This window comes from Piscinibacter sp., from assembly GCF_047600445.1.
GTDB lineage: Bacteria > Pseudomonadota > Gammaproteobacteria > Burkholderiales > Burkholderiaceae_C > Piscinibacter.
Map to the genome: position 1 here is coordinate 1495344 of NZ_JASGKT010000002.1, position 19572 is coordinate 1514915.

The following is a 19572-nucleotide window of genomic DNA, read 5'->3' on the forward strand; positions in this document are numbered from 1 at the left end:
TCATTCATGGCACTCATCGTTCACAAGTACGGCGGCACGTCGATGGGCTCGACGGAGCGCATCCGCAACGTCGCCAAACGTGTCGCCAAGTGGGCGAGGGCGGGGCACCGCATGGTGGTCGTGCCCTCGGCGATGAGCGGCGAGACCAACCGCCTGCTCGGCCTGGCGAAAGAACTCTCCCCCGCCGCGACCACCCCCGCACTGCAGCGTGAACTCGACATGATCGCCTCCACCGGCGAGCAGGTGTCGGTGGGCCTGCTGGCGATCGCGCTGCAGGCCGAGGGCATGCCGGCGGTCAGCTACACCGGCTGGCAGGTGCCGATTTCCACCGACAGCGCCTACACCAAGGCGCGCATCCAGAGCATCGACGACCAGCGCGTGCGCGCCGACCTCGCGGCCGGCAAGGTGGTGATCATCACCGGCTTCCAGGGCATCGACGAGCAGGGCAACATCACCACGCTGGGCCGCGGCGGCTCGGACACCTCGGCGGTGGCGGTGGCCGCGGCGCTGAAGGCCGACGAGTGCCTGATCTACACCGACGTCGACGGCGTCTACACCACCGACCCGCGCATCGTGCCCGAGGCGCGCCGGCTGCACACCATCAGCTTCGAGGAGATGCTCGAGATGGCCAGCCTGGGCTCCAAGGTGCTGCAGATCCGCTCGGTGGAGTTCGCCGGCAAGTACCGCGTGCCGATGCGCGTGCTCTCGAGCTTCACGCCGTGGGACATCGCCATCGACGAGGAAGCCCGCTCGGGCACGCTGATTACCTTTGAGGAAGACGAGAAGATGGAACAAGCCGTCGTGTCCGGCATCGCGTTCAACCGCGACGAAGCCAAGATCAGCCTGCTGGGCGTGCCCGACAAGCCGGGCATCGCGTTCTCCATCCTCGGGCCGGTGGCCGAGGCCAACATCGACGTCGACGTGATCATCCAGAACGTCTCGCACGACGGCAAGACCGATTTCTCGTTCACCGTGCACCGCAACGACTACCAGCGCACGGTCGACCTGCTCAAGACCCGCGTGCTGCCGCAGACCGGCGCGGCGCAGGTGGCGGGCGACACCAAGATCTGCAAGGTCAGCATCGTCGGCATCGGCATGCGCTCGCACGTCGGCGTGGCCAGCCGCATGTTCCAGGCGCTGAGCGACGAGGGCATCAACATCCAGATGATCACCACCAGCGAGATCAAGACCAGCGTGGTGATCGACGAGAAGTACATGGAGCTGGCGGTGCGCGCGCTGCACAAGGCCTTCGACCTCGACCAGCCGGCCGCCGCGTGACGGGAAGGCACACCGAACGCGGCTAGAATGCGCCACTTCGCCGGAGTCGTGACCGAGAGGCCGAAGGTGCTCCCCTGCTAAGGGAGTATGCGGGCAAAACCTGCATCGAGGGTTCGAATCCCTCCGACTCCGCCAGATGCGAAACGAACGGGCCCCGTGGGGCCCGTTTTCATTCCGGCGTCGGCGCGTTCAGACTCGGCTTGCTGGCTGTGCGGTTCATGTGATACTGTATAAAAATACAGCATTCAGGAGCCTGGAGGCACCAATGGCCGCACACATCCGCCAACACTACCAACCCCGTCCCGAACGCCTACCCAACTGGCTGCGCCGGATCTGGGCTTGGCTCTGAGCCGTCTGAGTGCTCCGGGTGGGTACCCACTGGTTTGGTACCCGTACTTGTCACTAAGGTGGTGAGGTGTTGCACGCGTTAATTGACATAATATACAGGGGCTCCCCGATCAACCGTAGGGGAGGGCACGTCCGTACGTACGGCCGCGCCAGCGTCCGGGCCGCCGGTGATGAACATGCAGGCAAGGGCTGCGGCAGCGCCGGTGTGCAGGCGCTTCGCGATCGACTGCCACAGCTCGCGGGCCGGGCCATCGGCGGCGCGCTCGGCGTACAGCTCGGCAACGACTTCACCGGCGTCCAGGCCGGCGAGGCCGGCGAGCCGAATTGCGGTCTCATCGTCGGGGCGGCGCCGGCCGTGCTGCCAGTTGGCGACGGTGTTGTCTGTGACGCCAAGGAACCGCGCCAGGCGGTAGTCTGAGCTGATGCCCTGAGCGGCCTTCACGGCGGCCAGTAGGCGGCGAGTCGCTTCCATTGAATCCCCCGATTCCTGTGACGCTGGTCACTGTACGCTAACGCCCCGTACAGCCGAAAGCCCTACCACCACTTGCGGGCTTACGGCATGTTGGGGTATCGTGCCGGGGCGGTCCTGCTCCAAGTTCGCCCCCCATCCCAGGCGGGACCGCCCCTCAGGGGCCTTCGTTGGGGGGGCGAACGGGGGTTCAATGATCTTGACCGTCGGCCAGGTGCTTGACCTGGCGCGGGCGCGAACGAAGTCGCCAAGCGACTACGCGCTCTCCAAGCTGCTGAAGGCGTTCCCTTCGGCCCTCACCAACTACCGCAGCGGCCGATCGTTTCCCGACGATCTACGGGCCATCCGGCTGGCCGACCTGGCCGGCCTCGATCGCGCCTACGTGCTGGCGTGCATGTGGTCATGGCGCACGCCGGAAGGCGCGGTGCGCGAGGAATGGCGGGCGATGGCGCTGAGGCTCAGAAGCCAGCCATTCGCTTCCGCTGCGTGCACAGCACAAGCCGCACCTGGTGTGCATGAACCTGCACCGACACCACCCCTTCCTGGCCTGGTGGTTGCGATGCCAGTGTCAGCTCTAGAAGGCCTGACTCTGCCGCCTGCACCGATGAGCAGAGCATGCCCTGAACGGCCGCTCCGGTGGTGGGAGCGCTTGATTCAAGCAGGCCTTCAAAACCAGGAACGCCGAGCACAGGAGCGCCCTCTGTGAACACGACGAAGAATTCCCTCTCCATGCTGCCCCCCGCAAAAGAGGGCAGTGTATCCACCCCGGCCCTGAGCGAAGAACGCCTGGCCGGACTCCACCTCAGTGTTGGCGGCCACGAGCGCCCGAGCGAAGGCCACTGCCTGCTCGAAGTCGTCTCCATGTTCGCCGGGGAAGAGTTCTCCGACCACCCGGCGTGCGTTGACCCGGTGCTGGCCGCCTTCGGCCGGCGCTGGAACGACGCGCTGACCGACCAGGCCGAGCGCGACCACCTCAAGCGCTACATCCCCATGCTGGTGGGCACGCGCGGCAGCGTCGAGCTGTCGCGCCTGCGCGCATGGATGGCGGTCGACTGGTCGATCCGCGTGCACGCGCCGATCTGGCTCGACCTGACCGATGCGCTCAAGCCGCACGCCGAGAAGCTGCGCGCGCTGGCGCCGATCACCGATCGAGCGTCGGCTGACGCGGCGCTGCCGGTGATCCGTGCGGCGCGCGCCGACGCCGACGCCGACGCCTACGCCTACGCCGCCTACGCCGCCTACGCCGCCGCCTACGCCTACGACGCCGACGCCGCCGCCTACGCCGACGCCGCCGCCTCCTCCGCCTCCTCCGCCTCCTCCGCCTACGCCGCCGACGCCGACGCCGCCGCCTCCTCCGCCTCCTCCGCCGCGCACCTCAAGACCGCACGCTGCACCGCGCAGTCTTCGATGCACGACCTGTACGAGCGAATGATCAAGGCCTCTTGCCCGGCCCCGAGCCCTGAAAGGGCCGGGCAAGAGGGCGCAGCGTCATGAGCGCCGCCTACGCTCGCGGCGAGTTGGTGCATGTTGCCGTCGGCGCTACCGGCAAGGTCGGCCCGGTCGAGTTCGCCGGCACCAACGACAGGGGCGAGCCGCGCATCTGCGTGCGCTTCTCGCCCGCTTGGCGGCACTTCGCGGCGCCGGGCGACGTGCGCCAGGCCACCGGCGCCGAAGCGGCCCGGTGGATCGCCCTCCAGGCGGCGCGCGCCGTGGAACGCATCCTGTGAGCGCGCTGCGCCTGGTCATCCGCGCAGCCCGCGCGCGCCGCTGGCGCCCGCAGTGGTGGCCGATCCTGGCCGTGCTGCTGGACGTCACCGGCTGGCTCGGCATCGCGCTGCTGTGCGCGCTGTGGACGCGCGTGGATGCCGCCGAGCTGCCCCGGCCTGGCGCCGTGTGCGCCTACGGCGAGCAGCGCGCCACGGTGCAGTTCCTCGAGCCAGGGGAGGCGATGGCCATCCCCTGGGCGTGGGTCGCGCTCGACGCGGACGACGGATGGACCTGGCGCCGCGTGCGCGTCGACGAACTGAGGGGGTGCCGATGAATCTCGACCAGCTCGAAGCGCTGATGGCGCTCGCCATGCAGTTGCAGCGTGCACGCTTCGCGGAAGTGGCCCTGCGGGAGTTCGTCCCGCGCTCCTTCGATTCGACCCTGCCGCCCGAGCTGCACCAGCGCGCGGCGCGCGAGGCCTTCGACCTGGCCGACGCGATGATGGCCGAGCTGGCGCGGCGACAGGCCTGATTCGCCGCATGCCGCGCCGCAGGCCCGACAGCGACACCGTGGACATGTTCGGCTTCGATCCGCTCGGCCAGGCCTACACCACCACGCCGGAAGAGAACCGCGCCTTGCTCGGCCTGGGCGTGCTGCCGCTGGCCGTCTATCACGTGCTCAAGCGCTTCGCGAATGGCAACGGCCAGGTGATCGCCGCGAGCTACTACCGCATCGGCCAGGTGCTCAAGCATCGCGCCGAGCGCCGCGGCGGCCCCACCCCTCACGACCTCACGCTGAAGCAGCTACGCGGCGCTCTCGACGCGCTGGCCAGCGCCAATCTGGTGTTCAAGCCTAACGCCATTAATGAGCAGCGCGGCGTCCTTCAAATTTGGGTCGCGAGTGGGGTAGGGGCAACTGCAACTCGCGCAGTTAGGGCAGGGGTTAGGGCAGGGTCAAAACGCCCGCAAACCCGCGCCAATGCTTGATCTGAGCTCGACTTGTCCACAAGTTAGGGCAGGGGTTAGGGCAGCATCTAGTAATCTTTTAACTAAGTTAAAAGAAGGCCGAGGTTCATTCGCGTTTTGTGGATAACTCGCCATCGGCGCGGGGTAAGGATTTGGGCCCCCAAGGGGGCCTGAACATCGCCCGCTTCGCGGGCACGCCCCCCGGGGCTTCGCCCCCGCGATCGGCTCAGGCCGATCGCTCACCCAACCCGATCAACAGATCGACCAGGCGCACGGCGCCGCGCGGCGAACGCGACCGGCACCACCAGCTATGCACCGCACCGGCTGACGAATACCGCTCTCGAAGGGGGAGGGGCGCCAAGCGCGGAGCGCGCCGACAGCAGCGAGAGCCGCACCGGCTTGCAGGATCGAACGCAGCGGGCCGAACGGGGGCGGGGTAAGGGGTAGGGTGCTTGGACCCCGGAAAATCGCTCTACGGGCCGTTTGGCGCGTCAGCGCCAGAACTCGACCTTGAGCCCCGGCACGCGCTGGAAGTCGCGGTCGCGCGTGGCGAGCGTAAGCCCCCATTCGATCGCCGTCGCGGCGATGAGCGCGTCCATGCTGCCGAGCTGGTGCCCGGCCTTGGCAGTGGCGCGCACGATGCTGGCGGCCTCGCTGGCCACGCCATCGCTGACGAGTTCGTAGGTGAGCAGGCGATAGAACCGTTCCCACCTGGCGCGGCGGGCGCGGATGTTGGGGCTTCCGGCGATCATGCCGACTTCCACTTCGAAGATGGAAACGGCGCTGATGTGCACTTCGCGCGGGTCGAAGCGCTCGAGCTGCTCGGCGCACAGCATGTAACCGGCGCCCTGCTCGACGATCTCGATCACCACCGAGGTGTCGAGCAGGATCACTTGACGGGCTTGAACTTGAACGGTCCGAGCTTGGCGAGTTCGCCGAGCGCGCGCACCATCGGATAGCCCGGCGAGCCCTTCGCGTGGGCGATCATGGCGTCGATGCGGGCGATCTCCGCCTTCGAGAGCTTCTTCGGCGCCGCCTTCTTGGCGGGCGCCTTCTTGCTGGCGGCGCGGGACTTGGATCCGGTCATGCCCGCAGTGTACGGCCGTAGTCGCTGAGGCACAATCGCGCTGGGCCGGGGGGCTCTGCACAGGAGCCGCACCATGCGCACCCCCGCTGCGATCGCCGCCGAGCTGGCCGCGATGCGCGACAAGGCCGCCGCCTCGTTCCTCCCCCCCGATGTCCGGCGCGCGCTCGACCTGGCCGCCGAGTTCGCGGTCAGCGTGGCCGCCGTGCTGCGCGCCGCCGGCCTGGCGGCCGAAGGGCAGGGCTGATGGCCAGCGAGCTGATCGGCCTGGCGCGCTGCCCGGTGCCGCGCTGTGGATCCGACCGGGCGCGGCTGTCGCTGGCCAAGACCGGCCTGCCGGTTTTGACGTGCAACGCCTGCAACTTCCAGGGCTTTGCCCGCAGCGATCGCAGCGATCAGGGCCTGCGCGCGCTGCTGGTCGGCCAGGCGCCGCCCGCGCCGGCGCCCGAACCCGCACCGGCGCCACCGGCGCCGCCTGTTCCCGCTCCCGCGCCCGCCGCCCAAACCGGCAAGGCGCGCATGAGCTGGGGCGTCATGGGAGGATCCTGATGGACGAGACCAACGAAGCGCCGGCCGTGCCAGGCGTGCAGCCGCTGGACGTGCTGGCCGCCGAGGCGGCGTCGCTCGAGGCCGGCGCCGCGCCGGCCGCGCCCAGCGCGGCGCAGACCCGGCAGGCCGACAGCGAGGCCGCCGAGCTGCTCGGCGCGCTCCAGATGGCGCGGATGATGGTGGCGCCCATGTTCGGCTGGTGGGCGCAGTTCGGCGAGGTGTGGAGCGACCAGGCGCTGGAGCGGATCGCCGCCGGCGGCGCGCTGGTGATGCAGCGCCACGGCTGGACGATGGGCGGCCTGATGGGCGAGTTCGGCCCCTACATCGCGCTGGCCGGCGCGACGCTGCCGCCGAGCTTCGTCACCTGGCAGGCGATCAAGGCGCACCGCGCCGAGCTGGAAAGGGCTGCGCGTGAGCGTCCTGAACCGGCCGCGCATTGAGGCGTACATCGGCGCGAGCGGGTCGGGCAAGGGCGTCAGCGTCAACGCGCGGCTGCGCGAGCTGACGCCGCGCCGGCTGCTGATCTGGGATCCGCGCAACGAGTACGACGCCTACGCGCGCGCCGTGCACTCGCTGCCCGAGCTGGTGAAGGCGTTTCAGAAGGCCGGCGCCGGCGGCGTGCGCGTGCGCTACGTGCCCGGTGCCGCGCTCAAGCTCGACGACGCCTTCGACGTGGTGTGCAAGCTCGCCTTCAACGCCGGCGAGCTGGTGTTCGTCGCCGAGGAACTGTCGGACGTGACGACGGCCAGCCGCGCGCCGGCGAGCTGGCGCCAGGTGATCACGCAGGGCCGGCACCGCGCGCTGCACGTGCTCGGCTGCGCGCAGCGGCCGGCGCTGATCGACAAGACCTTCCTGGGCAATGCCACCTACATCCGATGCTTCACGCTGCGGTACGACGACGATCGGCGCGCGATGGCCAAGGCGCTCGACGTGCCGCAGGCTCAGGTGGACGCGCTGGAGACGGTCGAGACCGAGAAGCACACGACGATCCGCTACATCGAGCGGGATTTCCGGGCCAAGGTGTTGCGAACGGCGCAGATCAGGCTGGCCAGGTGATGGCGGCAATGTAGCTCCGACGTACAGGGCGAACGGCGCGCCGACGTACCGCTTCGATGCTGCACTTGGCGGGCTTTCCTCCACCACCATGAAAGGACCGTCATGAAAGCCCAGATCAAGAACGCCGCCATCACCACCGCGATCGTGCTCGCCACGATCTTCGCCCTCCGCCAGGTGGGTGTGACCAAGGGCCTGGTGGACCGCGCACTGAACGGCTGACCGTCGGGAACCGTGGGCCGGGGGGCGCACTGACACCAAGGAATTTCGATGCGCACCATCCGCCTGCCCCAGTTGCAGAACGTCGCTCCGAACTCGCACGTGAGCCTCGCGCTGCCGCTGGGCGTCACCTACGAAAAGCTCTACTTCACCCTCGGAACGAACATCACCACGGCGTTGATCACGAACATCGTGCTTCGGATCAACAACAAGGAGTTCCAGCGCTGGGCCACGGCCGCCGACCTGGTCAACGGCCTGAGCCTGTTCAAGGGCAACTTCAACGACACCTCGACGCTGGTGCTCGACTTCACCGAGCGCGACGCGAAGGAAGAGGTTGCGATGAAGCTCGGCACCATCGCGGCCACGGCCGAAGCCGGTGTCCAGAACCTCACGCTGGAGTTCGACCTGGGCAACTACACCAACGTGGCGGCCTCGATCATCACCGGTTGGGCGGACGTTGAACTGCCCTCGGCGAACTCGATCGTCCAGCGCGTGCAGTACAGCCAGAAGGTGATCGCCGCCGCGGCGCAGGAACAGATCTACCTGCCCTTCGGCGCCAACGGCTACCAGCTCAAGCGGCTGATCCTCAAGCACACGAACCTGGCGAGCGTGCGCGTGCGCCGCGACGGCGTCGACATCTACGAAGACCTGCCGGTGGCGTTCCAGAACAAGCGTCTCCAAGACTTCAAGCGGGCGCCGCAGGCCGGCTACCAGGTGATCGACTTCATGCCCGACTGCCTCCAGTCGAACGCGCTGAACACCGCGCTCGTGGTGGGCGGCGATGGCAAGCCCTCGCCGGTGACGAACCTGGACATCCGCCTGACCACGAGCGCGGCCGACACCATCACGATCTACGCCGAGGCCTACAGCCTCAACGCGCAACTGTGATGGAACGCGCGGCGGGCTCCGGCTCGCCGCGCTCCACCCGAAGGACATCACGCAGATGAGCGCGCGAATCGACTACATGATGGGCGATGTGGGCTACACCGGCCCGTCGCTGATGCCCGGCGATGTCACCGACACCGCCGCGGTGGCGCCCTACGTCAACACCTCCAACGGCGCGAGCTGGTGGGAGTCGCTGATCCAGTATGGCGTCACCAAGGCGATCGACAACAAGTTGGGTGGCTCGAACGTGGCGGGCAACACCGCCGTGGGCAGCTACGCGGGCCAGAACGGCCGCACCTACATGAACAACACCAGCGGCCAGGCCGGCGGCCTGTCGGCGAGCGTGGGCGGCGTGCCGCTGTGGGCGCTGCTGGCGGTCGGCGCGGTTGCCGCTTTCGTGGCGCTGCGGGGCTGACCATGGCTGTGGCGGCTGATCCGTGGTCGGCGTTCGCCGGCAACTTCGGCGCCGGCCTGGGCTCCGGCCTGGGCTCGGGCATCAGCGGCGCGCTCGGCGGCGACGCCGGGCCGTTCATCGGCGGCAGCTCGTCGGCCAACACCTACGGCACCACGCAGGACGGATCGGGCTGGATCGTCAACATCGGCGGCCAGCAGTCGGCCACGTCGACGGCCAACAAGACCACCAGCCCGAACCTGTACGACACGGCGCCGCAGATGCCGGGCGTCGGCATGCAGTCGGCCGGCGCGTCGGGCGTCGGCATGCTGCTGATGGTCGTGGTGATCGCCGGCATGCTGCTGGCGCGCAAGCGGGGCCGCTGATGCGCATCGGCCTGCGCGTCTCCAGCGACCAGGCGGCGGCCGTCGAGCGGCTGCGCGCCGCCGAGCGCTTCGCCGTCGACGGCTCCAGCGCCGAGGACATGGCGCGCGGCTGTGTGCTGTTCGATGTCGTCGACGAAGGCGCGGCCGTGGGTGCCATCGCGGTCGACCTGGCCGGCGAGCGCCGCGCCGTCGTCACTGCGGCAGCCTCGCGCGGCGCGGCGACCTGGCAGCACCTGGTGATGCTCGAACAGACCTTGCGCATCAACGGCGTGCGGCGCGTGGCGCTGTTCACCCGCCGCCGCGGCCTGGTGCGCCAGCTCGCGCGGCGCGGCTACCAGCCCGTGCGCCCGGTCGGCGCCGATGGCGTGGCCGAACTCGAAAAGGAACTGTGATGGCCAGCAAGAGCAGCAAGAGCGTCAGCACCACCGAACAGAACTTCTACGACCAGCGGGCGATCACGACGATCGACGACAGGGACACCACCACCAGCTACGACCTGTCGGACCGGTCGACCAGCAGCTACGTGTCGGACAGCTCCAACCGATCGACCACCAACACCACCATCACCGGCTTCGATCCTGGCGTGGCGCGCATCGTCGAGCTGCAATCGCAGCTCGCCGGCGCGGTGACCGAGAGCGGCTCCGACACGCTGCGCGCCGTTGCCGGTTTGGGCATGGGCGCGTTCAACGACCTGACCGGCTCGCTCTCGAACCTGAGCGCGACGAACGAACGCGCCTGGTCGCACACGGTGGACTCGGCGGAGAAGGTCATCACCGGCCTGCTCGCCGGCGCGAAGGACTCGACCGACGCGGCCAAGTCGCTCGCCGCATCGGCGATCGCCAGCTACCAGCCGAGCGAGAACAAGAGCGCCGACACATTCAAGTGGATCGGCGTTGCCCTGGCCGTGGCGCTGGGCCTCGGCTTCGTCTTGAAGGCATGAGCATGGACATTGAACTGATCACCGTCACGCTCGCCGCCAACGCGGTCGCGCGTATCGAGCGGGCAGGGCGCTACATCGAAGTGATCGATGCGCAGTACACCATCGCGTCGATCACGCTGACCGACGATGCGGGCGGGCAGGCCGCGTTCATCCGCAACTGCCTCTCCGGCATCTACGCCGAAATCGGCTTCCGCGCCTTCGACGTGGTGAACGGCGCCAGCGCGCAGACGATCACGGTGATGGTCTGCACCGGTCGAGGCGGATCGCGTCGTCAGCCTGGCGTCGTGCAAGTGGTCGACAGCTCGAAAGCGCGCGTGCTCTCGAACCAGTCGTTCATGGACTTCGGCTTTGCCAGCAGCACCGCCGCCCTCGCGGCTCAAGTTCAGGCGTGGAACCCGGCTGGCTCTGGAAAGCGCCTGATCGTTCAAAAGGTCGTGGTCAATATGTCCGTGGCTGGACTGCTGAACATCTCGCCTTCCAACGCCGCGCTGACCACGCTACGCGGGCAACTGTCCAGCAAGCTTGGCGGCGGCGCGTCGGCGGCGTCCCAAGTCCGCACGGATCAGGCGGCCGTGCCTGGCACGAGCGCCAAGCAGGCGTTCGGTGTATCGGCTAACACGCCGATCAATGTTCTCTTCGCGGACCCTGTCGTGCTTCCGCCTGGCTATGGCCTCACCGTGTGGAACGACGTGGGACCTGTCGGTCTGCTCTCGGCCTCCTTCGAGACGATCGAGGAAGCCGTCTGATGAAGCACGCCACCGCCATCGTCTTAGGCTTCGGCGTCCTCGCGCTGACAGCGAGCTACGCCGCCAAGCGCGCGGCCGATGCCGTCGCGACCAGCGATGACGCCGACGGCAGCACCGCACTCGACTACGTCAACGTCTGGGGCCTGATCGAACAAGGCGTGGACACCTACAGCACGGAGCAAGCGATGCGTACCAACGCCAACCTGCCGGCCTTCCTCGACGCGATCATGTGGAGCGAGGGCACCGCGCGCGAGGCCGATCCCTACCGCGTGTGCTACGGCTACCGGCACACCATCGTCAGCCTGGCCGACCACCCGGCCGTCACCGGCGAGTGGAAGGGCGAGGACATCAGCAAGCTCGGCCCGCAGTACGTGGGCAAGGTGAGCACCGCGGCCGGCGCTTTCCAGATCATCCGGGCGACCTGGCTGGGCGCCAAGCGCGCGCTCGGCCTTGCCGATTTCAGCGCGGAGTCGCAGCGCGCCGCGGCGACCTGGTTGATCAAGCGTCGCGGCGCGCTCGACGACATCGAGCGCGGCGACCTTCAGGCCGCCGTCGACAAGTGCGCGGCCGAGTGGGCCAGCCTGCCCGGCAGCACCAGCGGCCAGCCGCAGCGCAAGTTCGACCAGTTCGCCGACGCCTACAGCTCGGCGGGCGGCTGGCTCGCATGAAACCGGCAACCATGATGGCCATCGGCGCGGGCGTGCTGGCCCTGGCCGGCGCGGCCTGGCTGGTGTACCGCAAGGGCGGCGTCAGCGAGGCCGCCGGCGCCGTGGGCGAGGCCATCGGCACCGGCGCCGTGAAGGCGGCCGATGGTGCCGTCACCGGCGCCGTGGGCACGGTCGGCGCCGGCATCGGCGTGCCGACGCCCGGCCAGGTCACCACCGATCCGCTGGTGGCACGCTGGCTGATCGACACCGAGGGTTACTTCCCCGCCTCGCAGTGGTCGAGCGCGCCGGCGCTGATGCAGGCCATCTTCCTGGCCGCCGGCTCGGGCTCGCCGCCGCCGGCTGGCTCGGCGGTGGCGCTGCGCTTCGGCACCGGCGGCAGCGGCCTGACCACCGGCGACTTCACGCGCATGGACCACGACACCACGCCGGTGTTCACCGGCGGCGCCTCGGGGGGCTGGTGATGAACCCGCTGCTGGTCGGCCCGCTGTTCGACGTGGTCAAGCAGTTGCTCGGCGGCCTGGGCCTCGACCCGGCCGCCAAAGAGCGCGCGCAACTGCAAGCCTTCGAGCTGCTGAGCAAGGGCGACTTCGCGCAGAACGCAGATCTGCAACTCGCGCTGGCTCAACTGAGCGTCAACCAGTCCGAGGCGGTGTCGCCCGGCAGGTTCAAGGGTGGCTGGCGGCCGTTCATCGGCTGGGTGTGCGGCGGCGCGCTGGCGCTCCAGTTCGTGGCCGGCCCGCTGATGGAGTGGGGCGGGGCGGTGTACGGCCATCCGCTGCCGCCGCTGCCGCGGCTGGACGGCGTGCTGTGGGAACTGCTGTTCGGCATGCTGGGCCTGGGCACGCTGCGCACCGTCGAGAAAGTGAAGGGCTCCGCATGACGCTGGCCGACATCCTCCCCTGGCTCAACCTGCTGATGCTGCCCGGCGTCTCGCTGCTGCTGCGCATCACGCGCCAGCTCGCGGTGCTGGAAACGCGCCAGGACGAGCAGGCCCGACGACTTGAGCGCATCGACTCTGACCTGGCAGAGCTGCGCATGTGATCGACCAGGCAACCCCGAAAGGACCACCATGACCAAGAAGCGAAAGTCCCTCTCGCCGCGCAAGGCCAATGGCCAGTTCCGCAAGCGCAAAACCGGCAAGCGAGGCCGCCGGTGATCGGCGCGCTGCTGCGCGTGCTCGGCCGCTACGTGGCGCAGCCTGACAAGGCGCTGCACGTGCTGGCCGCGTTCGTGCTGACCTTCCTGCTGATGGCCGGCGGCATGCCGGTGCTGGCGGCCGCCTGGCTATGCCTGGCCGTGGCCTGGGGCAAGGAGCGCTGGGACAAGGCGCACGCCGAGGGGCACACCTGGGACGGCTGGGACGCCTTTGCGACCGTGCTGGGCGGCCTGGCCGGCATCACCCTGTGGCAGCTCATCGCGCCAGCTTGGCGCGTTGGCTGAGCCGTAGTCGCCGAAGCGCTCCAGCCAGGCCACGCGGGCCTGTAGGCGCTGCACGTCGCCGGCCAGGCACCGGGCCTGGCTCGCGTGGAGCCGGGCGCTGTTGGTCGCGGCGCAGTCGACGATGGACCACCCCCAGCGGGTGATCCAGAAGAGCGCCAGGTGCGCCGCGCGCGGCGCGGCGTCGGCGGCGAGCCAGCGGCGCACGGTGCCGGCGGACACGCCCAGCGCGCGCCCGATGCGCTCGGGCGGCGCGGCCAGGTCATCGACGATCAGCGACAGGGGCGGGAGCTGGCGGGGGATCAGGGCGAGCATCGCCGGCTTTCGTCAGGCCGGCAGCATCCCTTGAGGCTCGAAACCGGCAAGCAGGCGACGCAGTGCGCGCAGCAGTCGGTTGACATAATATACATTGTAGCGCGTTTATGGGTGCGCCAATTTGGCAGGATGGCAGGAAAGCCATCCCGCTCCCGCAATCAGGCGCTGGCCGGGCTCGTGCCGCTGACCAAGCCGGAATCGTCCATCTGCACCGTCGTGCCGGGCTGCTCCGGCGGATGGGCCTTGTCCAGTGGGCGGCAGATGCGGCTGCTCAGGCGGTTCAGCAGTTCGGAGCCTTCCATGCGGGCCACCACGGAGGCGGGGTCCAGCAGGAGCGCGAACGGATTGGCGACGGTCTGGGTTTGCATGGGGAATCTCCGGCACAAGCACTGGGATGGCCGCACTCTAGGGCTCGCCCGGGGCGCTGAAAGTCTCCGTTGCACCATCAGCCGTGTAGGGAAAAATCCGACACGCCGCCTGGCGCGTGAACTGCTGCCGCAATCTCAGTGCGGCAGCTTTTTCAGGCGCTCGACCATGTAGTCGCGCCCGGCGCTCTCGGCGAAGTCGATCGCCTGCTGGCCGCGCTGGTTGTGGCGCCTGGGGTCGGCGCCGCGTTGCAGCAGCAGTTCGACGGTGGCCTCGGGCGCATGCCGCGCCGCCAGCATCAGCGGCGTCGTGCCGTTGGGCGCCTCGGCGTCCACGCTGGCGCCGCGGTCGAGCAGCAGCTTGGTCAGCGCGGTGCTCGGCCCGCTGGCTGCGTAGTGGATGGGCGACCAGCCCGGCCGCTGCACCTTGGCGCCGCGCGCCATCAGCTTCTCGCTGGCTTCGACGTCGCCGGCGAGCACCGTGAGCATCAGCGCCGTCTCGTTCGCCGCGTTGGCGGCGTCGGGGTCGATGTCGGGGTGGGCCAGCAAGGCGTCGAAGGCCTGCGGCGACTCGCGCCGGACCGCCACCATCAGCGCCGGCATGCCCTTCTCGTCGCGCCAGTTCGGGTCGACACCCTGCTCGAACAGCTTCTTCAGGCTGCGTGGGTTGTCGCGGATGATGGCAATGAAGAGCTCGTCGTAGGCACCGGCTGCCGCAACGGAAAACCACATTGCAGCAACGAGATAGATTCCACACTTCAAGTAACGCTTTATCATTTCTGAATGAGCAACAGCGAAGAAAATCCCTTTGGATTCAACATTCTTTTGGATCTTCTTCAAGTTTTGCTGGAAGTTCTGAACAAGGCCTCGAAATTGGCCGAAGTCGCTTCGGCCACCGCCTCCAGCGGCAATTCCTTCAGCGCCGCCAGTTGCCTGGCCACATAGGGCACCAGCGCCGGCGTGTTGGTCTTGCCGCGATACGGCACCGGCGCGAGGTAGGGGCTGTCGGTCTCGATCAGGCAGCGCTCCAGCGGCACGAAGCGCGCCACGGCCTGCAGGTCGACGGCGTTCTTGAAGGTCAGGATGCCCGAGAACGACACGTAGAAGCCGAGGTCGAGCGCGGCGCGCGCCACTTCCATCGTCTCGGTGAAGCAGTGGAACACCCCGCCGGCCGCCTCGGCGCCCTCTTCCTTCAGGATGCGCAGCGTGTCGTCGGAGGCGCTGCGCGTGTGGATCACCAGCGGCAGCCGCGCCGCGCGCGCGGCACGGATGTGGATGCGCAAGCGCTCGCGCTGCCATTCCATGTCGGCCACGCTGCGGCCGTTCAGGCGGTAGTAGTCGAGCCCGGTCTCGCCGATCGCCACCACGCGCGGCAGCACGGCGCGTTCGAGCAGATCGGCCTCGGTGGGCTCGCGCACGCCTTCGTTGTCGGGATGCACGCCGACGCTGCACCAGAAGTTGTCGTGGCGCGTGGCCAGGCCGTGCACGGCCTCGAATTCCTCCAGCGTGGTGCAGATGCACAGCGCGCGCTCGACCTGGGCCGCCGCCATGTCGGCGCGGATGGTGTCGACGCGCTCGGCGAGGCCCGGGAAGCTGAGGTGGCAGTGCGAGTCGACGAACATCGGGCGGCTGCGCCCGGGGGCGGCGCGTTCAGGCGTTCTTCAGATGGTCTGCGTCGGCTTGGCCGAGGAGATCGAGGTGCCCAGGATCTCCTCGATCTTCAGCTTCAACAGCCGGGTCTTCTCGTCGGTCGGGAAGCGCACGCCGACGCCCTGGGTGCGTCCGCCCGAGGCGTTGGCCGGCGTGATCCAGCCGACCTTGCCGGCCACCGGGTAGCGCTGCGGATCGTCGGGCAGCGACAGCAGCAGGTAGATGTCTTCGCCGAGGCGGTATTCGCGCGTGGTCGGCACGAACAGGCCGCCGTCGGAGAACACCGGCATGTAGGCGGCGTACAGCGCGCCCTTCTCGCGGAACACCAACTGGATGACGCTCGGCCGCGCGGCGGCGACCGAGGTGGTCGAGCCTATCGAGCCCGGGACGGTGCTGCGCGCGGTGGCATCGCTCATGCGGTCGAGTGTACCGAAACACCCCGGCGCGCGGGCCCGCCGGGCGCGCCGGAAGCGCTGCCGGCCAACGCGCGCCGCGCTTGTGTGACCAAGGTCTCGATGGCCAGGCCGGCGTTGAGCGGATGCTCGGCCTGGCGCGCGGCGCGGGCCAGCTCGCGCGACCAGGTATCGAGCTTCGTGATGTCGGTCTGGCGCGGCAGCGTCTCGGCCGGAAAGAATCGCGGCGCCGTGCCGAGGCCGGCGCAGGCGAGGTCGTGGCAGAGCTTCTGCAGCGCGTCGACCACGCGCGGCAGCGGCCAGCCGGCCAGCGCGGCCAGTGCGTCGGCGTCGCCGCGCTGCATCGCGGCGGGCAGTTGCTGCCACAGCTTGGCGTCCAGCCCTTCGCGCAGCCAGTCGAGCGCATCGAGCGGCGCGCCGCCGGCGGCGGCCAGCACGGTCTGCGGCTGCGCCACGCCCTGCTGCGCCAGCCAGGCCGTGGCGGCCTCGGCCGGCGGCAGGTGCAGCGCCAACGCCTGGCAGCGGCTGCGGATGGTCGGCAGCAGCGCCTGCGGCGCCGCGCAGCTCAGGATGAAGCGCGCGTTGCCGGCCGGCTCTTCCAGCGTCTTCAGCAGCGCGTTGGCGGAGATGGCGTTCATGCGCTCGGCCGGGTGCAGCACCACCACCTTGCCGGCCTGGCGCGCCGGCGTGGTCTGCGCGAAGGCGACGGCGCCGCGCACCGCGTCGACGCGGATCTCCTTGCTGGGCTGCTTCTTGCCGCTGCCGGCCTCGGCCGGCTCGGCGTCGCCGTCGGCGAGCGCCCAGCCCAGCGGCGCCTGCAAGGCCTCGGGGATCAGCACCAGCAGGTCGGGATGCGTGCGCGCCTGCACCATGCGGCAGGCAGCGCATCGGCCGCAGGGCCGCGCGGCGCCCTGCCCGGCCGATGCGTCGGCTTCGCACAGCCAGGCCTGCGCCAGCGTCAGCGCGAGCTGCCACTGGCCGATGCCCTGCGGGCCGTGCAGCAGCACGGCGTGGCCGCGCTGCGTGCGCAGCGCTTCGTCGAGCCAGGGCGCGAGCCAGGGCAGCGGCAGCGCGCCGTCGGTGCCTACCACGAGCGTTTCTCCAGCTCGGCCTCGATCTGCGCCCACACGGCTTGCCGGTCGAGCGCGGCGTCGATGCGCGCGAAGCGCCGCGGCGCCGCCGCCATGCGCTGTGCGTAGCCGGCGCGCACGCGCTCGAAGAAGGCCAGGTCCTCGCGCTCGAAGCGGTCGGCCGCGCGCGCCTCGGCGCGGCGCCGGGCGGCGATGTCCGCCGGCAGGTCGAGCCACAGCGTCAGCTCGGGCTGCAGATCGCCGTGCACCCAGCGTTCGAGCTGCGCCAGCACGCCGGCATCGAAGCCGCGCCCGCCGCCCTGGTAGGCGAAGGTGGCGTCGGTGAAGCGGTCGCACAGCAGCGTGGCGCCGCGCGCCAGCGCCGGGCGGATGACCTGCTCGACGTGGTCGCGCCGCGCCGCGAACACCAGCAGCGCCTCGGTCAGCGCGTCCATGCCGCTACCCAGCACCAGCTCGCGCAGCCGCTCGGCCAGCGCGGTGCCGCCGGGCTCGCGCGTCTGCACGACCTCGGCGCCGCGCGCGCGCAGCCGCTGCGCCAGCGCCTCGATGTGGGTGGACTTGCCGGCGCCGTCGATGCCCTCGAAGGTGATGAATCGGCCGCTCACGGCGTTCGGGAACGCGCCGGCTAGCGGCCGCGCTGGTACTTGTTGACCGCGCGATTATGCTCGGCGAGGGTGTCGCTGAACTCGCTGCTGCCGTCGCCGCGCGCGACGAAGTACAGCGCCTTCGAGTCCTGCGGCCGCAGCGCCGCGCGCAGCGAGGCTTCACCCGGCATCGCGATCGGCGTCGGCGGCAGCCCCGGGCGGGTGTAGGTGTTGAAGGGCGTGTCGGCGAGCAGGTCGCGCTTGCGCAGGTTGCCGTCGAAGGTTTCGCCCAGGCCGTAGATCACCGTCGGGTCGGTCTGCAAGGGCATGCCGATGCGCAGCCGGTTGATGAACACCGCCGCGACGCGCCCGCGGTCCGCCGCCTGGCCGGTCTCCTTCTCGACGATCGAGGCGAGGATCAGCGCCTCGTCGGGCGTGCGCAGCGGCAGTTCGGCCGCGCGCGCGGCCCAGGCTTCGGCCAGCCGCTGCTGCATCGCGCGGTGCGCGCGCCTGAGCACCGCGAGGTCGGAACTGCCCTTGCTGTAGGCGTAGGTGTCGGGGTGGAAGCGCCCTTCCGGCGCCTGGCCCGCGGCGCCTATCGCTTCCATGATCTGCGCGTCGCTCATCGCCGCGGTGGTGGGCTTGAGCGCGTCGGCCTTGGCCAGTTCGGCGCGGAACTGGCGGAAGGTCCAGCCTTCGATCAGCCGCACGGTGGCCAGCGTCTCGTCGCCGCGCACCATCTTCGCCAGCAGCGTGCGCGGCGTGGTGCCGGCGCCGATCTCGTAGCTGCCGGCGCGGATGCGCTTGGCGTCGCCCGACCAGCGGAACCATTGATACAGCGCCCAGGCCGGCGCCTGCACGCCGGCACGCACCCAGCCCGCGGCGATGTCGCGCGGCAGCTCGCCCTGGGCGATCGACAGCTCCACCGTGTCGTCCGACAGCGCCAGCGGCTGGTTGACCCACCACGCCGCGCCGCCGCCCGCCGCGGCGGCGGCCAGCAGCGCGAGCAGCACAAGACGCCACAGCCATCGGGTCATCATCGGCCGATGATAATTGGCGCATGTCCGCCGCCTTCGCAACCAACGGTGTCGTGCGCCTGGCCCATTGGGGCCTGATGCGCGCGCGCGGCGCCGACGCCGCCAGCTTCCTGCACGGCCAGTTCACCAGCGACGTGCTGCATCTCGGCGCCGAGCGCGCGGTGCTGGCCGGCTACTGCTCGGCCAAGGGACGCTTGCAGGCGAGCTTCGTCGTGTGGCGCGCCGCGGCCGACGAACTGCTGCTGGCCTGCGCCGCCGACCTGCTCGCGCCCACGCTCAAGCGCCTGTCCATGTTCGTGCTGCGCGCGCAGTGCAAGCTCGGCGACGCGAGCGCCGAACTGCCGCTGTACGGCCTGGCCGGCGAGGCGGCGGCGGCGCGGCTGGGCGATGCGCCGGTCTGGTCGCGCCGCGACACACCCGAGGGCACGCTGATCCGCCTGCCCGACGCGGCCGGCGTGCCGCGCGCGCTGCTGGCGGCGGCCGATGCGCCGGCCGGCCTGCCGGCCCTTGCGCTGGAAACCTGGCGCTGGCTCGAAGTCGGCAGCGGCGTGCCGCTGATCGAAGTGGCCACGGTCGAGCAGTTCGTGCCGCAGATGGTGAACCTCGAACTGGTCGGCGGCGTGGATTTCCGCAAGGGCTGCTACCCGGGCCAGGAAGTCGTCGCGCGCAGCCAGTACCGCGGCACGCTCAAGCGCCGCATGTTCCTGTTCGACGTGGCGGCGCCGGCGCAGGCGGGCCAGGAGATCTTCCACAGCGGCGATCCCGGCCAGCCGGCCGGGCTGGTGGCCAACGCGGCGCCGGCGCCGCAGGGCGGCTCGCGGCTGCTCGCCGAAGTGAAGCTGGCGGCGCTGGCCGGCGGCAGCCTGCACCTGGGCGCGCCCGACGGCCCGCTGCTGCAACGCCAGGCGCTGCCTTACGACGTTCCGCTCGAATCCGCGGCGACCGCCTGAGCCGCGCGACGCACCGCACGGCCGGAATTCACGCGGCGGCGG

General features: G+C 70.0%; 33 protein-coding genes and 1 tRNA gene. 24 read left to right on the plus strand and 10 right to left on the minus strand.

Annotation, left to right across the window (positions count from 1 at the left end; genetic code table 11):
• The first annotated feature begins 6 nt into the window (after window positions 1-6).
• Both QM792_RS11135 and QM792_RS11140 read left to right on the plus strand, forming a co-directional pair.
• Window positions 7-1278 (plus strand): aspartate kinase, encoded by a 1272-nt coding sequence (locus QM792_RS11135; protein ID WP_415149979.1) that lies wholly within the window; start codon window positions 7-9, stop codon window positions 1276-1278.
• A gap of 42 nt (window positions 1279-1320) precedes the next feature.
• A tRNA-Ser gene (locus QM792_RS11140) sits at window positions 1321-1413 on the plus strand.
• Window positions 1414-1705: 292 nt separating this feature from the next.
• On the opposite strand, the gene QM792_RS11145 is transcribed toward QM792_RS11140, so the two are convergent.
• Window positions 1706-2068 carry a DUF3693 domain-containing protein gene (locus tag QM792_RS11145; RefSeq protein WP_415149980.1) on the minus strand — a complete coding sequence of 121 codons (363 nt, stop codon included), beginning with the start codon at window positions 2066-2068 and terminating at the stop codon, window positions 1706-1708.
• 220 nt (window positions 2069-2288) lie between these two features.
• Between QM792_RS11145 and QM792_RS11150 the strand changes: the two genes are divergently transcribed.
• Genes QM792_RS11150 through QM792_RS11175 form a run of 6 tightly spaced genes read left to right on the plus strand, consistent with a single transcriptional unit; the run spans window position 2289 to window position 4788 of the window.
• A complete protein-coding gene (locus QM792_RS11150; protein ID WP_415149982.1) occupies window positions 2289-2801 on the plus strand; it encodes a hypothetical protein in 513 nt (170 codons plus the stop codon).
• Window positions 2802-2824: 23 nt separating this feature from the next.
• Entirely contained in the window at window positions 2825-3589 is a 765-nt protein-coding gene (locus QM792_RS11155) for a hypothetical protein (RefSeq protein ID WP_415149984.1), read from the plus strand.
• Window positions 3586-3822 (plus strand): hypothetical protein, encoded by a 237-nt coding sequence (locus QM792_RS11160; protein ID WP_415149986.1) that lies wholly within the window; start codon window positions 3586-3588, stop codon window positions 3820-3822. Before QM792_RS11155 ends, QM792_RS11160 begins: the two co-directional genes overlap by 4 nt.
• Window positions 3819-4136, plus strand: coding sequence for a hypothetical protein (locus tag QM792_RS11165; protein ID WP_415149988.1), 318 nt, complete (start codon window positions 3819-3821; stop codon window positions 4134-4136). Before QM792_RS11160 ends, QM792_RS11165 begins: the two co-directional genes overlap by 4 nt.
• The gene (locus QM792_RS11170) at window positions 4133-4333 is read left to right on the plus strand and encodes a hypothetical protein (protein WP_415149989.1); all 201 of its coding nucleotides are present in this window, start codon (window positions 4133-4135) and stop codon (window positions 4331-4333) included. Before QM792_RS11165 ends, QM792_RS11170 begins: the two co-directional genes overlap by 4 nt.
• Before the next feature lie 8 nt (window positions 4334-4341).
• Window positions 4342-4788: a hypothetical protein gene (locus QM792_RS11175; RefSeq protein ID WP_415149991.1), complete on the plus strand. Its 447-nt coding sequence runs from the start codon at window positions 4342-4344 to the stop codon at window positions 4786-4788.
• Between the two features lie 470 nt (window positions 4789-5258).
• Here QM792_RS11175 and QM792_RS11180 read toward each other — a convergent pair whose 3' ends face one another.
• Window positions 5259-5660, minus strand: a complete 402-nt coding sequence (locus tag QM792_RS11180) for a type II toxin-antitoxin system VapC family toxin (RefSeq protein WP_415149992.1) — start codon at window positions 5658-5660, stop codon at window positions 5259-5261.
• A complete protein-coding gene (locus tag QM792_RS11185; protein WP_415149993.1) occupies window positions 5657-5854 on the minus strand; it encodes a hypothetical protein in 198 nt (65 codons plus the stop codon). The genes QM792_RS11180 and QM792_RS11185 overlap by 4 nt, the downstream gene beginning before the upstream one ends.
• A gap of 73 nt (window positions 5855-5927) precedes the next feature.
• Here QM792_RS11185 and QM792_RS11190 point away from each other — a divergent pair, with 73 nt between their 5' ends.
• The 15 genes from QM792_RS11190 (at window position 5928) to QM792_RS11260 (ending at window position 13128) form a co-directional block, all read left to right on the plus strand.
• Window positions 5928-6098 carry a hypothetical protein gene (locus QM792_RS11190; protein WP_415149994.1) on the plus strand — a complete coding sequence of 57 codons (171 nt, stop codon included), beginning with the start codon at window positions 5928-5930 and terminating at the stop codon, window positions 6096-6098.
• A complete protein-coding gene (locus tag QM792_RS11195) occupies window positions 6098-6400 on the plus strand; it encodes a hypothetical protein (RefSeq protein ID WP_415149996.1) in 303 nt (100 codons plus the stop codon). Before QM792_RS11190 ends, QM792_RS11195 begins: the two co-directional genes overlap by 1 nt.
• Window positions 6400-6840 carry a hypothetical protein gene (locus QM792_RS11200; RefSeq protein ID WP_415149998.1) on the plus strand — a complete coding sequence of 147 codons (441 nt, stop codon included), beginning with the start codon at window positions 6400-6402 and terminating at the stop codon, window positions 6838-6840. Before QM792_RS11195 ends, QM792_RS11200 begins: the two co-directional genes overlap by 1 nt.
• The gene (locus tag QM792_RS11205) at window positions 6812-7456 is read left to right on the plus strand and encodes a hypothetical protein (RefSeq protein ID WP_415149999.1); all 645 of its coding nucleotides are present in this window, start codon (window positions 6812-6814) and stop codon (window positions 7454-7456) included. Before QM792_RS11200 ends, QM792_RS11205 begins: the two co-directional genes overlap by 29 nt.
• A gap of 267 nt (window positions 7457-7723) precedes the next feature.
• The gene (locus tag QM792_RS11210) at window positions 7724-8560 is read left to right on the plus strand and encodes a major capsid protein P2 (protein ID WP_415150000.1); all 837 of its coding nucleotides are present in this window, start codon (window positions 7724-7726) and stop codon (window positions 8558-8560) included.
• A gap of 55 nt (window positions 8561-8615) precedes the next feature.
• Window positions 8616-8972, plus strand: a complete 357-nt coding sequence (locus QM792_RS11215; RefSeq protein WP_415150001.1) for a hypothetical protein — start codon at window positions 8616-8618, stop codon at window positions 8970-8972.
• Between the two features lie 2 nt (window positions 8973-8974).
• Window positions 8975-9334 (plus strand): hypothetical protein, encoded by a 360-nt coding sequence (locus QM792_RS11220; RefSeq protein WP_415150002.1) that lies wholly within the window; start codon window positions 8975-8977, stop codon window positions 9332-9334.
• Window positions 9334-9726 (plus strand): hypothetical protein, encoded by a 393-nt coding sequence (locus tag QM792_RS11225; RefSeq protein WP_415150003.1) that lies wholly within the window; start codon window positions 9334-9336, stop codon window positions 9724-9726. Before QM792_RS11220 ends, QM792_RS11225 begins: the two co-directional genes overlap by 1 nt.
• Complete coding sequence (locus QM792_RS11230) at window positions 9726-10274, plus strand: hypothetical protein (RefSeq protein ID WP_415150004.1); 549 nt, start codon at window positions 9726-9728, stop codon at window positions 10272-10274. Before QM792_RS11225 ends, QM792_RS11230 begins: the two co-directional genes overlap by 1 nt.
• Window positions 10275-10276: 2 nt before the next feature.
• A complete protein-coding gene (locus QM792_RS11235) occupies window positions 10277-11020 on the plus strand; it encodes a hypothetical protein (RefSeq protein ID WP_415150005.1) in 744 nt (247 codons plus the stop codon).
• Complete coding sequence (locus QM792_RS11240; protein ID WP_415150007.1) at window positions 11020-11688, plus strand: glycoside hydrolase family 104 protein; 669 nt, start codon at window positions 11020-11022, stop codon at window positions 11686-11688. The genes QM792_RS11235 and QM792_RS11240 overlap by 1 nt, the downstream gene beginning before the upstream one ends.
• Entirely contained in the window at window positions 11685-12149 is a 465-nt protein-coding gene (locus QM792_RS11245; RefSeq protein WP_415150009.1) for a hypothetical protein, read from the plus strand. The genes QM792_RS11240 and QM792_RS11245 overlap by 4 nt, the downstream gene beginning before the upstream one ends.
• Window positions 12149-12568: a 3TM-type holin gene (locus QM792_RS11250; protein WP_415150010.1), complete on the plus strand. Its 420-nt coding sequence runs from the start codon at window positions 12149-12151 to the stop codon at window positions 12566-12568. Before QM792_RS11245 ends, QM792_RS11250 begins: the two co-directional genes overlap by 1 nt.
• Window positions 12565-12729, plus strand: coding sequence for a hypothetical protein (locus QM792_RS11255; RefSeq protein WP_415150012.1), 165 nt, complete (start codon window positions 12565-12567; stop codon window positions 12727-12729). Before QM792_RS11250 ends, QM792_RS11255 begins: the two co-directional genes overlap by 4 nt.
• 111 nt (window positions 12730-12840) lie before the next feature.
• Window positions 12841-13128, plus strand: a complete 288-nt coding sequence (locus QM792_RS11260) for a hypothetical protein (RefSeq protein ID WP_415150014.1) — start codon at window positions 12841-12843, stop codon at window positions 13126-13128.
• 470 nt (window positions 13129-13598) lie between these two features.
• Here the strand turns inward: QM792_RS11260 and QM792_RS11265 are convergent, their stop codons facing one another.
• From QM792_RS11265 to mltG, 7 genes are all read right to left on the minus strand, one after another.
• The gene (locus QM792_RS11265) at window positions 13599-13808 is read right to left on the minus strand and encodes a hypothetical protein (protein ID WP_415150015.1); all 210 of its coding nucleotides are present in this window, start codon (window positions 13806-13808) and stop codon (window positions 13599-13601) included.
• Between the two features lie 135 nt (window positions 13809-13943).
• Entirely contained in the window at window positions 13944-14537 is a 594-nt protein-coding gene (locus QM792_RS11270; protein ID WP_415150017.1) for an ankyrin repeat domain-containing protein, read from the minus strand.
• A 104-nt stretch (window positions 14538-14641) separates the two neighbouring features.
• Entirely contained in the window at window positions 14642-15427 is a 786-nt protein-coding gene (locus QM792_RS11275) for a TatD family hydrolase (RefSeq protein ID WP_415150018.1), read from the minus strand.
• Window positions 15428-15466: 39 nt separating this feature from the next.
• Entirely contained in the window at window positions 15467-15871 is a 405-nt protein-coding gene (locus QM792_RS11280) for a PilZ domain-containing protein (RefSeq protein ID WP_415150019.1), read from the minus strand.
• Complete coding sequence (gene holB, locus QM792_RS11285; protein WP_415150021.1) at window positions 15868-16959, minus strand: DNA polymerase III subunit delta'; 1092 nt, start codon at window positions 16957-16959, stop codon at window positions 15868-15870. Before holB ends, QM792_RS11280 begins: the two co-directional genes overlap by 4 nt.
• Window positions 16953-17564, minus strand: a complete 612-nt coding sequence (tmk, locus tag QM792_RS11290) for a dTMP kinase (protein WP_415150023.1) — start codon at window positions 17562-17564, stop codon at window positions 16953-16955. Before tmk ends, holB begins: the two co-directional genes overlap by 7 nt.
• Before the next feature lie 20 nt (window positions 17565-17584).
• On the minus strand, window positions 17585-18580 hold the full coding sequence (gene mltG, locus QM792_RS11295) for an endolytic transglycosylase MltG (RefSeq protein WP_415151614.1): 996 nt from the start codon (window positions 18578-18580) through the stop codon (window positions 17585-17587).
• A gap of 23 nt (window positions 18581-18603) precedes the next feature.
• On the opposite strand from mltG, the gene QM792_RS11300 reads away from it, so the two are divergent.
• Entirely contained in the window at window positions 18604-19530 is a 927-nt protein-coding gene (locus QM792_RS11300; RefSeq protein ID WP_415150025.1) for a YgfZ/GcvT domain-containing protein, read from the plus strand.
• Window positions 19531-19572: the final 42 nt, after the last annotated feature.